The following is a 12283-nucleotide window of genomic DNA, read 5'->3' as shown; positions in this document are numbered from 1 at the left end:
CGTATGGTGTGCAACTTCGGGTTGTATAGCGATGCGGCCTACATTTAAAGGTATCCCATGAAAGAAGGTATTCACCCTAAGTACGAAGAAATTACTGCAACATGTTCTTGTGGTAATGAAATGAAAATTCGCTCTACTGTCGGTAAAGATTTAAACCTAGACGTATGTTCAGCATGTCACCCGTTCTATACTGGTAAGCAACGTAACGTTGATACTGGTGGTCGTGTTGATCGCTTTAACAAGCGTTTTGGTGCACTTAGCAAAAAATAATACTAATTTGCTGCTAGCAGCTCATCTAGTTATCATCAAAAAGCGCTCATTCAGCGCTTTTTTTATGTCTATAAATAAATCAGATGTGTATTTAATTTCTGCTGTGTTACATTAGGATTATTGCTAATAAAAACAATCATAAAGCAAATAAATAGAGGTACCTTTAACTCCCTACAGATCAAGGAAATGCACGAAATATGTCTGATTTTCGTCAACAAGCGTTAGACTATCACGCCCTGCCTAAACCAGGAAAGATTAGTGTCGAACTGACTACTCCAGCCGCTACTGTCAAAGATTTAGCATTAGCTTATAGCCCTGGCGTTGCCGAACCTGTTCGTGAAATTGCTGATGACCCAGCTAATGCTTATAAGTATACCGCCAAAGGAAATATGGTCGCTGTCATTTCTAATGGCACCGCTATATTAGGCTTGGGTAATTTGGGACCTCTCGCATCAAAACCAGTAATGGAGGGCAAAGCCCTTTTATTCAAACGCTTTGCCGGTCTTGATTCTATCGATATCGAAGTATCTCACCGCACCACTGAAGAGTTTATCAATACTGTAGCTAATATCGCCGATACCTTTGGTGGCATTAACCTTGAGGATATCAAAGCACCTGAATGTTTTGAAATTGAGAGAGAATTACAAAAGCGCTGTAAGATCCCTATTTTCCATGATGACCAGCACGGCACCGCGATTGTAACCGCTGCAGGGATGCTCAATGCATTAGAAATACAAGGTAAAGATATCAAAGATGTCCGGATTGTTTGTATGGGCGCTGGCGCTGCTGCAATCGCATGTATGGAGTTACTGATTAAATGTGGTGCACAGCGTGAAAAAATTTACATGCTAGATCGCAATGGTGTTATCCATACACGTCGTGAATCATTAACTGAACATAAAGCCGCTTTTGCTAATAATACCGACAAACGGACTTTAGAAGATGTCATGGATGGGGCTGATGTATTTGTAGGAGTATCTGGTCCGGACGTATTACCGCCAGAAACCTTAGCGTTGATGGGACCTAACCCTATCGTATTTGCTTGTTCTAATCCCGACCCAGAAATTAAACCCGAGTTAGCGATGGCGACTCGCGATGATTTGATTATGGCCACAGGTCGTTCTGATTATCCAAATCAGGTGAATAACGTACTGTGCTTTCCGTTTATATTCCGTGGTGCATTAGACGTGCGTGCGAGTGCCATCAATGATGAAATGAAAGTGGCTGCAGTAGAAGCCATTAGAAGTATCTCAAAGGAGCCGGTGCCGGAAGAAGTATTGGCCGCTGCTGGTGTAGATAAGCTGATATTTGGTCGAGACTATATTATTCCTAAACCCATGGACCCACGTTTGTGTGCACGTATTGCTAAAGCGGTCGGGCAAGCAGCCATCGATTCAGGTGTTGCCTATCTTACAGCCTTACCTGAAGGTTATATGGAAGGTTAAGTCTCATGACTTAACCTATTACTCCTCATCTGGGGTTTGGTTAGATGCTTCAAGTTCTGCTTCAAGCCCCATTTCTTCCATCAGTTGTCTAACCGACTCTGGTATTCGGTTCTTATTCCCTTTCTTTAAATCGTTATCATTGGGTAACGGCTGTCCTGTAAAAGCATGTAAAAACGCTTCACACAACAATTCTGAATTCGTCGCATGGCGTAAATTATTCACCTGCCTGCGCGTACGCTCATCTGTCAATACCTTTAGAACATTGATCGGAATAGACACAGTCACTTTTTTTACTTGTTCACTTTTTTTGCCATGCTCTGCATAGGGATGAATATATTTACCATTCCACTGGGCCATTGTGACTACCTCAAACGTTGAACTTTTTATTATATTTTTATGCTATAGATTATTAGTAGAACTTCACATATTAATGCTTGACGGCTCCCCTAATATTACGTAGTTTAGACGTCTAAACGTCTATTGTACACTTTTTTATCTGAGGTATATCCATGGTTTCTTACGCCCAAGGCGTCGATTCATTAAATCAATCGCTGTCAGAATTACGTGATATTAACGTATCCTTTGAATTTTTCCCTCCTAACAGTGACAAAATGGAATCAATGCTATGGAAGTCTGTTGAGCGCTTAGCCCCATTAAAACCTGAATACATGTCTGTGACATATGGTGCAAATAGTGGAGAGCGAGATAAAACTCATGGCGTCGTAAAACGCATTCAGCATGATTTAGGTGTCCCTGCAGTACCGCATCTCACTTGCGTAGATGCTTCCAAAGAAGAGTTGATAGAGATCGCTAAAGAATATTGGAATAACGGTATTCGACGTATTGTCGCACTTCGTGGGGACTTACCACCAGGTATGGATAAACCAGACATGTATGCCAGTGACTTAGTCACAATTCTTAAAGATGTTGCAGATTTTGATATTTCAGTAGCCGCTTATCCTGAAAAGCACCCTGAAGCACCGAATGATCAATTTGATTTATTAAACTTAAAACGTAAAGCTGAAGCAGGCGCAAATGAAGCAATAACACAATTCTTTTTTGATACCTCGCACTATTTACGTTTTCGTGATCGTGCTGCTGCTGCAGGCATTGATATAGACATCGTGCCAGGTATCCTGCCGGTGACTAATTACCAAACATTAGTTAAATTTGCAGGCTTTACTAACGTACATGTTCCTAATTGGTTACATAAAATGTATGATGGTTTAGATGAAAATGATCAAACTACTAGAAACTTATTAGCGGCCAACATCGCAATGGATCAAGTGAAGGTCCTCGCTCGCGAAGGTGTTAAACATTTTCACTTTTATACACTTAACCGTAGCGAGTTGAGCTACGCCATTTGTCATATGCTAGGACTGCGTGCATGATAGAAACTTATCGCCAATGGATGGCGGCTATAAAAGAACAAGTACTTCCACAACTACCAGCATTAGGTAAATATTTCCTAGCTCGATGCGCAAACGATAAGGTGACAGTGTCGGCTGGTCACCTTGCTTATGTTTCACTGTTATCACTTGTACCATTTATCATGGTATTTTTTACTATGTTATCAGCATTTCCAGCTTTTGCAGAAATTCGTCTTGCACTCGAAAGCTTTATATTTAATAACTTTGTACCTACTTCAGGTGACGTGTTACAAAAATATATAAGTGAGTTTGTTGGCAATGCTTCGGGAATGGGAGCCGTTGGGATTGCGTCTTTGATGGTTGTAGCGCTACTGTTGATTATGAATATCGACAAAACGCTTAACACTATATGGCGTACTCCAGAAGCTCGTCCTAGAATGTTTACTTTTGCTGTCTATTGGATGGTTATCACCCTAGGCCCTATTATGATGGGTTCAAGTATATTAGTCAGTTCTTATTTACTTGGTTTTGCTAGTTATGCTGAAGAATACACACCAGGCCTGGGCACATTATTATTAAAAATGGTACCAAGTGTGACTGCAACTTTTGGCTTTTTAATATTATATATGCTCGTACCCAATACTCGAGTTAAATTTTCTCATGCACTCTGTGGTGCAATATTAGCGACATTTTTATTTGAACTATCAAAAAAAGGATTTGCTTTTTATGTCGCCAGTTTTCCATCATACCAAGTTATTTATGGGGCGCTCGCCGTCATCCCTATTTTATTTGTGTGGGTTTACTTATCATGGATTGTGGTATTGGTAGGAGCAGAGTTTACCTGCTCCATCGATGAAGTACTTAATCCAGATATCAATGATAAAAATATTAACCCTTCATCGATGCAATAAAGCGGTCGGACTGTTTAATGGCCGCATTCATTTCATCAATTAAACTACCCACATCCGATTGAATTGAAGATAGTTCTCCTTGTAACGCTCCTACAGCATTAGCATTAAGGTTGTGTTTAAGATATAAAACATTGTTTTGCAATGCATTAAGTACAGGAGGCATACTGCTTTCCACTTTTCGCATAGCGCGTAACATCGCTTTATATTGAGCCTTAGTATCATGTAGCTTACGTTGACTATCTCGTTTTAAATTAGGGTTAGTATAAAGCGCTAATTCGGCTTGCCACTCTTCAAATAGTGCATCAGCTACACTTTGCACTTTACTGATCCTAGCACTGACATCATCAGCTGCCGTTTGGGCATCATCAAATTGACTACTTAAGGTGTGATAGACTGACTCAAGTTCACCTCCATCAAAGTTTATCAATGCGCTAAACTCTGCTAACGCAGAGGCAAATTCCGCTTGAGCTTCTGTTTGCGAGTCTCGTGCATCTTCTACTCGGTCAACTAATATATCTCGCTTCTCGACGCCAAGCTTTTCCCAAGCACTATAATAAACACTTTGGCAGCTTGACAGAGATAAAGTTAATAGTAGAAAAACTGATCTAAATGTAATGGACATAGCAACTCCTTTTGCAAATCTCTATTCCAATATTGGATGTCTATTTAACCCATGTAAGTAAAGATTGATTGTTAAAATGCGCGATAACGCGCTGCACTTATAATTGACCATAGATGAGCAATAGCGCCTACCGGCCATAAAAATATGAATATAACAGTGGCAGCGAGCCCATAACAGACACCCGCAACGACAAAAAAGAGTATTGCTGCAAGTACACGTCCTTGCACAAGCTGCCCTAAACCCGGAATGAAAAAACTACAAATAGCGGCAAGAACGTTTCCACCAGAACCTTGTTGTGACATTATTTTTCTCTAATAATAATTTATTTAAATTACGACCCTACACATATAAACTAGTTCATAAATTATATAAATACAATGTTATTCGTCGAGGGTCATTGATGATAGGTCTTATTCAACGCGTTTCTCAGGCATCCGTTTCCGTTAATCAAGAAGTGATTAGCGAAATCAGCGCTGGTGGGTTATTATTATTAGGAATTGAAGCGCAAGACACCCCCTCTCATGCTCAAAAACTGGCTAAAAAGCTATTAAATTTTAGAATGTTTAATGATGATTTGGGCAAAATGAATCTTAATATTGAACAGGCTCAAGGCGCTTTGCTAATTGTCTCTCAATTTACATTAGTTGCAGATACTCAAAAAGGTAACCGCCCTGGCTTTTCTAAAGGGGCATCCCATGAACATGGGTTAACGATGTATAATGCTTTCATCGATGAGGTAAAACAACAAACACAGTTACCTGATTCGCATATCGCTACCGGACAATTTGGTGCAGATATGCAAGTAGCATTAATAAATGATGGGCCAGTCACTTTCACACTGACCGTTTAGCACTCGCTCGACATGAGCGATTAATAGGATTATTACGCTTTGTATAAAATAATAAAACCCACTACTGAGCAAGAGTTAGCTGCCTATTTTCATTTTCGTTGGCAAATCTTAAAAGCACCATTCAACTTCCCTGAAGGATCTGAAAAAGATGAGTATGAGCTAGTTGCAGAGCATCGTATGATCGTTAATGTAAATAACGATATTATGGCGATTGGGAGAGTGCATTTTAATACTGCTGAAGAGGTACAAATACGTCATATCGCAGTCGCATTTGAAGCTCATGGAAAAGGGTATGGCAGTCTTATAGTGGCGACTTTAGAAAAGGTGGCGATTGAACAAGGTGCTATCCGAGCTGTCACCAATAGCCTTGAAAGCTCTCGTGCATTTTTTGAAATCTGTGGTTATACCAAATTTTCTGCTCCCGAAGCTTTGCGTAAACTGAATCGTATTCACATGTTAAAGAAACTAAGTGCGCAACAGTTTTTGATTCATCCTAAGTGGTGTCAAGAATTACAGTCTACATGGGAAAATACTATTCCCATTTCAGATCAAATGGGTATTAAGATTCATCAATATTCTGGGACTACACTGGAAGTAAGGGCTTCATTAAATAAAAATATTAACTTACATGGCACTATGTTTGCCGGGAGTATATTTTCTTTAGGTACATTAGCTGGTTGGGGAATGATATTCCTAGAACTCAAACGTAAGAAGCTCGAAGGTGAAATCGTATTAGGCGATGGTAATATCCATTACCATAAACCCATTACTATGCAGCCCAGAGCTCAAGTACACATCGAACACTATGAATGTGATTATCAAGCACTAAATAATGGCAATAAAATGCGGGTCGATTTGACTGTTAATATCCTGGACGGTGACACGCCCGTTGCTGAGTTTAAGGGCGCTTATTGGGTATTACCGCAAAAAAAAACCACTGACTAAGCAGTGGTTCTTTTAATATTATGCTTCTATAGCCTACGACATTGCGGCTTGAATTTTCTTCATCGCATTCTTTTCTATCTGTCTCACACGTTCAGCAGACACTTCATACTTAGCGGCTAAGTCTTGTAATGTCATTTTATTATCATTTAACCAGCGAGTTTCGATAATATACTGACTACGTTCATCAAGTGTCTTAATCGCAGAGTAAAGGCGTGCAGAGGCGTTACTATCATAATCAGCATTAATAACAGCAGCTTCAACGTTTTCAGATTTATCTTCTAAATACTGAGCTGGCGAAAAATTACTGTTATCGTCACCATCGTCACTAGACAAATCAAAAGCAGTGTCTTGGCTTCCCATACGGGCTTCCATTTGCAGCACTTCCTTTTCACTTACACCAAGTTCTTCAGCGACCTTCTGTACTTCTTTATGGGTGAACCACCCTAGACGTTTTTTAGACTTACGTAAGTTAAAAAATAACTTCCGTTGCGCCTTTGTCGTGGCAACTTTTACGATGCGCCAATTTTTTAATACAAACTCGTGTATTTCAGCTTTGATCCAATGGACAGCAAAAGAAACCAAACGGACACCCACGTTAGGGTCGAAGCGCTTCACCGCCTTCATTAATCCTATGTTTCCTTCTTGCACTAAATCAGCTTGAGCTAGACCATAGCCTGAATAAGACTTTGCTATATGTACAACAAAACGTAAATGTGACATAACTAATTCACGTGCTGCAGTGAGATCACCTTCATTAAATAAGCGTTCCGCTAATGACTTTTCTTCATCAGCAGACAGCATCGGTATATTGCTTACCGATTGAATGTAGCTCTCTATACTACCGCTTTGAGGAATCGTTAATGCCATTTGCATGGATTTACTCATCAAATAAAACTCCGTTATTTAATATATCTCTCTTAATATACCAAAGTGAATCGATAAATGCGACATGCACACTTAATTATTTAGTTTAAACATATATAGATTAAATTCACTACTCATTAGTATGGGGATTAGAGCAAAAAGTTCAATATCTTATCTAGCTCGGTTCAATTTCTTTGATATGCTTTTGTACTGATATCAACGATCCAATGAGACCTAACGTAATCGAAATCATTAGAATTATACCCAAAGCCGAACCATCTAACCCACTAATAGTAAACGACGTACGGTATAATCCAGCCAGGTTTTCAACACCTGATTGGATCCACCACAGTAAAAATGCAACTAACATCCAAGCTAAAAATCCACCTAAAATTCCGTACCAAAAACCGGTGTATAAAAAAGGAAATCGAATGAAGTTATCGGTCGCACCAACCAGTTTCATTACTGCAATTGCCTCTCGCTGAGATAAGATATTTAAACGAATCGTATTACCAATAATTAAAACCACTGAAACGCATAGTAATATCGCGACAATCCACACAATATCTTTGGCAATAGAAACAATTGCATACAACTTTTCTAACCATTCAATATCCAATTTACCAAAGTCTACGATGGATTGTTGTTCTAATTCCGATAACAATTGACGAGCGGCTTCTGGACGCAAATACTCTGGCTTAGGTGTAATTAATAACACATAAGGTAATGGGTTGGCGTCTAAATAGGCAAGCGCATCACCTAGCCCCGATAATGTTTCAAATTCTTCTAACGCGAGATCAGGCGAGATTAATCGGGCGTCATCAATTTTATTTTTCATTGCACTAACACCGCTTAGCAATTTTTGTGCTTGCTTTGCAGTGGTGTTTGCTTGTAAATATAATGAAATCTCACCCGCATCTTCCCAGCCTGCGGTGACTTTTTCGGTGTTTTTAACCATCAAATACAAAGTGCTAGGTAATGTAATACTCAGCCCCAACACACCAATTGTCATAATCGTAGCGAGGGGGGAACGCCATAACTCACCTAAACTCGCCAACGCTTGACGTATATGGTTAATGATGCCCATCAACAAACGTTGAAAAAGACTGACCCTGCGAGATGCGCTACTGCTGTTACGGCCGGTAAATAATAAACTCATGAGGTGTACTTCGGTGGTAATTTAGTGACAGGAGCGGCGTAAGGATCATGTGAATCCATTATGGGGTTAACTGATTCAGCCAACCCATCATCTATCATACGCCCTTCTTTAATCGTTAGAGAGCGATATTTCATCCGCGCAATTAAGCCTAAATCATGGGTAGCTATAAATACACACACACCTGCTTGATTGAAATCTTCGAATAATCGCATAATCTCCATCGACAATTTAGGATCAAGGTTACCCGTTGGCTCATCAGCTAGTAATAGTGGTGGACGATTAACTACTGCTCTAGCAATACCCACTCGTTGCTGCTCGCCACCAGAAAGCGCTAATGGGAGTTGCTGGATTTTGTGTAACAACCCGACCATATCCAGTGCAGCAGACACACGTTTTTGAATTTGTTTACGTGAGTAGCCTTCTATCACCAGAGGAAGAGCGACATTGTCAAAAACAGTTTTATCCATCAGTAATTGATGAGATTGAAAAATCATACCTATATCTCTGCGGATGTAGGGTACTTGATTCAATTTGATATTGTTAAGGTTATGACCATTAATCAACACATTCCCTACACTAGGACGTTCCATCAATGAAATGAGCTTAAGGATCGTACTTTTGCCCGCACCGGAATGACCAGTTAAAAATGCCATTTCACCTGGTTCAATATGAAAATCTACCTGCTGTAGTGCTTGTTGACCACCGGGGTAGGTTTTACTCACTCGATCAAATTTAATCATAATTAGCTATTTCGTGGGTTCGAATAATGCGTCAATAAATTCTGTGGCTTGAAACGGACGCAAATCGTCAATTGCTTCACCCACACCAATATATCGCACTGGAATTGAAAACTGATCAGCGATTGAAAAAATCACACCACCTTTAGCCGTGCCATCAAGTTTACTAAGAGTGATACCCGTTAAACCTACTGCATCGTGAAATAACTTCGCTTGGCTGATGGCGTTTTGTCCCGTACCAGCATCAATAGTGAGCATAATTTCATGCGGGGCATCTGGATTAATCTTGCGAATAACACGCACGACTTTTTCTAGCTCTTGCATTAAATAATCTTTGTTTTGTAATCGTCCAGCAGTGTCTGCAATCAACACATCTATATTTTTCGCTTGAGCCGATTGAATGGCATCATAAAGGACTGAAGCACTATCTGCACCGGTATGTTGTGCGACGACTGGAATATCATTTCTTTCACCCCAAACTTGCAGCTGCTCAACCGCTGCGGCTCTAAAGGTATCGCCAGCAGCTAGCATCACTTTTTTACCATCTTGTTGAAATTGTTTTGCCATCTTACCAATAGTGGTAGTCTTACCGACCCCATTTACGCCAACCATTAATATGACGAACGGCCCCTTTTTTCCCTCAGGAACTACGGGAATTAACGGTGCTTCAATATTCGTTAAAAGCTCACCCATGTATGCCTTGAGCTCACCTAATAAGGCCTCACCATTTTTTAGCGTACTTCGCTTAGTGCTTTGTGTTAGATGTTCGATTATATTTTGAGTCGTATCCATACCGACATCAGCCACTAGCAATTGGGTTTCGAGATCCTCATATAATTCATCATCAATACTACGTCCCACAAATAGATCTGCGATACCAGAGCCAATACTTTCTTTCGTACGTGATAACTTGGCAGCTAACGAACTAAAAAACGAAGGTTTAGGATCAGGCGAAGGCTCGGGTGAAGGCTCGGGTGAAGGCTCGGGCGAAGACTCTATATTTTGCAGTGCGTCAACGTTTGATTCGTCCGCATGCTCAGCTTGCACATCTACCTGTTCTGGCGATGTGATTTGCGATGATTTGGGTTGTTTCTTTTTAAATAAATTAAACATACAACAAAGACTTTTTAAGCGTAGTCAAATAATTATTGTTATCATACCATTAACTTAGCTCAAAAATTAACAAAGATGCGTCACAACAAACAAAAAAATCCCAAGGCAACCGGCCGTATTCGGATCATCGCTGGGCAGTTCCGTGGGCGCCAATTACCCGTTTTAGATTCGCCGGGTCTTAGGCCAACCACTGATCGTACCAAAGAAACACTATTTAATTGGTTAATGCAAAATGTCCATGATGCCATTTGTCTTGATGGGTTTGCTGGCAGTGGGAGTTTAGGATTTGAAGCGCTATCGCGTGGAGCTAAGCATGTGTATTTTGTTGAGAAGACCTCACAAGCATCTCTACAAATCACCCATAACGCCGCTGGTTTAGGCTGCGCTCAAAATATCACTTCTTATCATAGCGAATTTTCACAAGCTTTACAGAACATAAAACAAAATGAAAGTGAACACTCACTACCTATCAATATTTTATTTCTCGACCCCCCATTCGGTGAAGGCCTGTTGATCCCCAGTTTATGCGCCTGTGTGAACCATCAGATACTGGCTACAGATGCCTTAATCTACCTAGAACATGAATCTGCAGTGACGTTAATGCACATTAATCAGGCTTTAAACAACTTATCACAGCCTTATCATCTAAAGCCCATTAAGCAGCATGTAACAGGTGCATTTCATTATGGTCTGTATCAATTACTCCGACGTTAATTCAATCCCTAATGTCGTGATGCCGGTTTCTCGGGTCATATCGTATAAGGCTTTCATCCCTGCAGCATCAAGTGAGTGAGTAGTTACATACTCTAAAACATGCTGTTGATATTGAATTTCAAACTCCATCAACGGATGCGCTTTAAGTGCCTTAGATAATGCAAAATGAGCATTATCTTGAGTTTCAGGATCATCAATCGCTAATACTCTATCGTTTTGCTCGCTAAACTCAGTGGCTAATAACATGGCTTCAATACCGCCTTGAGCAAGTTTACTGATTATTACAGCGGCATCGTCTTGTTCGTGTTGAATGAGTCGCAACACTGACGCTAAACCAATACAAGCGTCCATTGCTGGCAGCACACCAAAGGGAGTATCTGGCCCTATATCTGGTGTCATGGATTCAATTTTTTCTAATTGGACACCATAATTAAATTTCGCTTTATGATTAATTAAATAATCCCATAACAATCCTAAGACCTTATGCGCAAGTGGCCCTAATTCATTTGAGACTGAGGCTTCAGCTAATGCTGCATTTTCTGCAGGAGCAATAAGTTCGTCATATAAGACAACATGAGGTACCATTCTTGTCAGCACTGCGACACTGAATGCTAGGCTTTGTTTTGCAGATAATGCTCGAATTTGAGCAAACGTCGATAATGGTGATTTTGGCACAATAGCCCCTTTTAATTTGTGTACATACGCAAGTAAGCACTTACACCGTCTAACAATAATTGGATTGAAAGCATGATCAATATCATGCCCATAAGCCGCTCAACAGCAGAGAGACCTTTTTGTCCCAACAGCTTATGCAATGGCCCTGAAAATAAAAGTATACAGGCTGATAATGCCCATGCACCAATAAGTGCCAGCGTCCAATCAATAATACGCGTCGGCGCCTGATTAGATAATAAAATCAATGCCGCCATCGATGACGGTCCAGCAATCATAGGAATGGCTAATGGTACAATAAACGGTTCTTCACCTGCAGGCAGGTTCATTACCCCTCCGGGTGTCGGAAAAATCATTTTAATGGCGATCAAAAATAAAATAATCCCACCAGCAATGCTCACCGTTTCTTGCTTAATATTCAAAAATGCTAAAATGGCATCACCTGAATATAAAAATACCAACAGTATCATCAGAGAAAAGATCAACTCACGCGCTAAAATAAAGAGTCGACGCTTAGGCTCAAAAGGCTTTAATACTGACATTACAATGGGTAAATTACCCAATGGATCCATGATCAAAAACAGCATAATCGCAGCGGATAACGTATCCAT

Annotated in this window: 15 protein-coding genes and 1 pseudogene; 7 read left to right on the top strand and 9 right to left on the bottom strand. The window is 40.3% G+C overall.

The annotated features are described in order from the left end of the window. Positions 1-57 precede the first annotated feature (57 nt). The gene (gene rpmE, locus G2999_RS08650) at positions 58-270 is read left to right on the top strand and encodes a 50S ribosomal protein L31 (RefSeq protein ID WP_010180763.1); all 213 of its coding nucleotides are present in this window, start codon (positions 58-60) and stop codon (positions 268-270) included. Positions 271-467: 197 nt separating this feature from the next. Continuing rightward, positions 468-1715: a malic enzyme-like NAD(P)-binding protein gene (locus G2999_RS08645; RefSeq protein WP_010180761.1), complete on the top strand. Its 1248-nt coding sequence runs from the start codon at positions 468-470 to the stop codon at positions 1713-1715. An 18-nt stretch (positions 1716-1733) separates the two neighbouring features. Here G2999_RS08645 and metJ read toward each other — a convergent pair whose 3' ends face one another. Next, entirely contained in the window at positions 1734-2072 is a 339-nt protein-coding gene (gene metJ / locus G2999_RS08640) for a met regulon transcriptional regulator MetJ (RefSeq protein ID WP_010180758.1), read from the bottom strand. Positions 2073-2224: 152 nt separating this feature from the next. Between metJ and metF the strand changes: the two genes are divergently transcribed. Together metF and G2999_RS08630 are read left to right on the top strand one after the other, a co-directional pair. After that, positions 2225-3106: a methylenetetrahydrofolate reductase gene (gene metF, locus G2999_RS08635; protein ID WP_010180757.1), complete on the top strand. Its 882-nt coding sequence runs from the start codon at positions 2225-2227 to the stop codon at positions 3104-3106. Then, positions 3103-3996, top strand: coding sequence for a virulence factor BrkB family protein (locus G2999_RS08630; protein WP_010180755.1), 894 nt, complete (start codon positions 3103-3105; stop codon positions 3994-3996). The genes metF and G2999_RS08630 overlap by 4 nt, the downstream gene beginning before the upstream one ends. Here G2999_RS08630 and G2999_RS08625 read toward each other — a convergent pair. Next, positions 3974-4618 (bottom strand): DUF2959 domain-containing protein, encoded by a 645-nt coding sequence (locus tag G2999_RS08625; RefSeq protein ID WP_010180753.1) that lies wholly within the window; start codon positions 4616-4618, stop codon positions 3974-3976. The genes G2999_RS08630 and G2999_RS08625 overlap by 23 nt on opposite strands. Positions 4619-4689: 71 nt before the next feature. Next, entirely contained in the window at positions 4690-4920 is a 231-nt protein-coding gene (locus tag G2999_RS08620; RefSeq protein ID WP_010180751.1) for a hypothetical protein, read from the bottom strand. Positions 4921-5018: 98 nt separating this feature from the next. Here G2999_RS08620 and dtd point away from each other — a divergent pair, with 98 nt between their 5' ends. Continuing rightward, positions 5019-5468, top strand: a complete 450-nt coding sequence (dtd, locus tag G2999_RS08615) for a D-aminoacyl-tRNA deacylase (RefSeq protein ID WP_029257477.1) — start codon at positions 5019-5021, stop codon at positions 5466-5468. A 39-nt stretch (positions 5469-5507) separates the two neighbouring features. Beyond that, positions 5508-6413 (top strand): bifunctional GNAT family N-acetyltransferase/hotdog fold thioesterase, encoded by a 906-nt coding sequence (locus G2999_RS08610; protein WP_010180747.1) that lies wholly within the window; start codon positions 5508-5510, stop codon positions 6411-6413. A 33-nt stretch (positions 6414-6446) separates the two neighbouring features. On the opposite strand, the gene rpoH is transcribed toward G2999_RS08610, so the two are convergent. The 4 genes and pseudogenes from rpoH to ftsY form a co-directional block, all read right to left on the bottom strand. Further along, complete coding sequence (gene rpoH / locus G2999_RS08605; protein WP_010180745.1) at positions 6447-7298, bottom strand: RNA polymerase sigma factor RpoH; 852 nt, start codon at positions 7296-7298, stop codon at positions 6447-6449. 154 nt (positions 7299-7452) lie between these two features. Further along, on the bottom strand, positions 7453-8436 hold the full coding sequence (gene ftsX, locus G2999_RS08600) for a permease-like cell division protein FtsX (protein ID WP_010180743.1): 984 nt from the start codon (positions 8434-8436) through the stop codon (positions 7453-7455). Further along, on the bottom strand, positions 8433-9176 hold the full coding sequence (ftsE, locus tag G2999_RS08595; protein ID WP_010180741.1) for a cell division ATP-binding protein FtsE: 744 nt from the start codon (positions 9174-9176) through the stop codon (positions 8433-8435). The genes ftsX and ftsE overlap by 4 nt, the downstream gene beginning before the upstream one ends. A gap of 6 nt (positions 9177-9182) precedes the next feature. Further along, positions 9183-10118, bottom strand: a pseudogene (gene ftsY, locus G2999_RS12260) (signal recognition particle-docking protein FtsY); the annotation flags it as partial. A gap of 243 nt (positions 10119-10361) precedes the next feature. Here ftsY and rsmD point away from each other — a divergent pair. Then, positions 10362-11000 carry a 16S rRNA (guanine(966)-N(2))-methyltransferase RsmD gene (gene rsmD / locus G2999_RS08585; protein WP_010180738.1) on the top strand — a complete coding sequence of 213 codons (639 nt, stop codon included), beginning with the start codon at positions 10362-10364 and terminating at the stop codon, positions 10998-11000. Here the strand turns inward: rsmD and G2999_RS08580 are convergent. Together G2999_RS08580 and G2999_RS08575 are read right to left on the bottom strand one after the other, a co-directional pair. Beyond that, entirely contained in the window at positions 10986-11675 is a 690-nt protein-coding gene (locus tag G2999_RS08580) for a DUF416 family protein (RefSeq protein WP_010180736.1), read from the bottom strand. The two genes, rsmD and G2999_RS08580, sit on opposite strands and share 15 nt — an antisense overlap. 11 nt (positions 11676-11686) lie before the next feature. Further along, on the bottom strand, positions 11687-12283 hold the full coding sequence (locus G2999_RS08575) for a YhgN family NAAT transporter (RefSeq protein ID WP_010180734.1): 597 nt from the start codon (positions 12281-12283) through the stop codon (positions 11687-11689).

This window comes from Glaciecola sp. HTCC2999 (assembly GCF_000155775.1).
Lineage (GTDB): Bacteria > Pseudomonadota > Gammaproteobacteria > Enterobacterales > Alteromonadaceae > Opacimonas.
This window is presented reverse-complemented; position numbering and strand designations above follow the sequence as displayed.

Bases quoted from the DNA above. Each gene is read 5' to 3' on its own strand.
- G2999_RS08645 (WP_010180761.1), top strand. From the start codon at position 468: ATGTCTGATTTTCGTCAACAAGCGTTAGACTATCACGCCCTGCCTAAA.
- G2999_RS08575 (WP_010180734.1), bottom strand. From the start codon at position 12,283: ATGGATACGTTATCCGCTGCGATTATGCTGTTTTTGATCATGGATCCA.
- rsmD (WP_010180738.1), top strand. From the start codon at position 10,362: ATGCGTCACAACAAACAAAAAAATCCCAAGGCAACCGGCCGTATTCGG.
- metF (WP_010180757.1), top strand. From the start codon at position 2,225: ATGGTTTCTTACGCCCAAGGCGTCGATTCATTAAATCAATCGCTGTCA.
- G2999_RS08630 (WP_010180755.1), top strand. From the start codon at position 3,103: ATGATAGAAACTTATCGCCAATGGATGGCGGCTATAAAAGAACAAGTA.
- rpoH (WP_010180745.1), bottom strand. From the start codon at position 7,298: ATGAGTAAATCCATGCAAATGGCATTAACGATTCCTCAAAGCGGTAGT.
- metJ (WP_010180758.1), bottom strand. From the start codon at position 2,072: ATGGCCCAGTGGAATGGTAAATATATTCATCCCTATGCAGAGCATGGC.
- ftsX (WP_010180743.1), bottom strand. From the start codon at position 8,436: ATGAGTTTATTATTTACCGGCCGTAACAGCAGTAGCGCATCTCGCAGG.
- G2999_RS08620 (WP_010180751.1), bottom strand. From the start codon at position 4,920: ATGTCACAACAAGGTTCTGGTGGAAACGTTCTTGCCGCTATTTGTAGT.
- ftsE (WP_010180741.1), bottom strand. From the start codon at position 9,176: ATGATTAAATTTGATCGAGTGAGTAAAACCTACCCCGGTGGTCAACAA.
- dtd (WP_029257477.1), top strand. From the start codon at position 5,019: ATGATAGGTCTTATTCAACGCGTTTCTCAGGCATCCGTTTCCGTTAAT.
- G2999_RS08625 (WP_010180753.1), bottom strand. From the start codon at position 4,618: ATGTCCATTACATTTAGATCAGTTTTTCTACTATTAACTTTATCTCTG.
- rpmE (WP_010180763.1), top strand. From the start codon at position 58: ATGAAAGAAGGTATTCACCCTAAGTACGAAGAAATTACTGCAACATGT.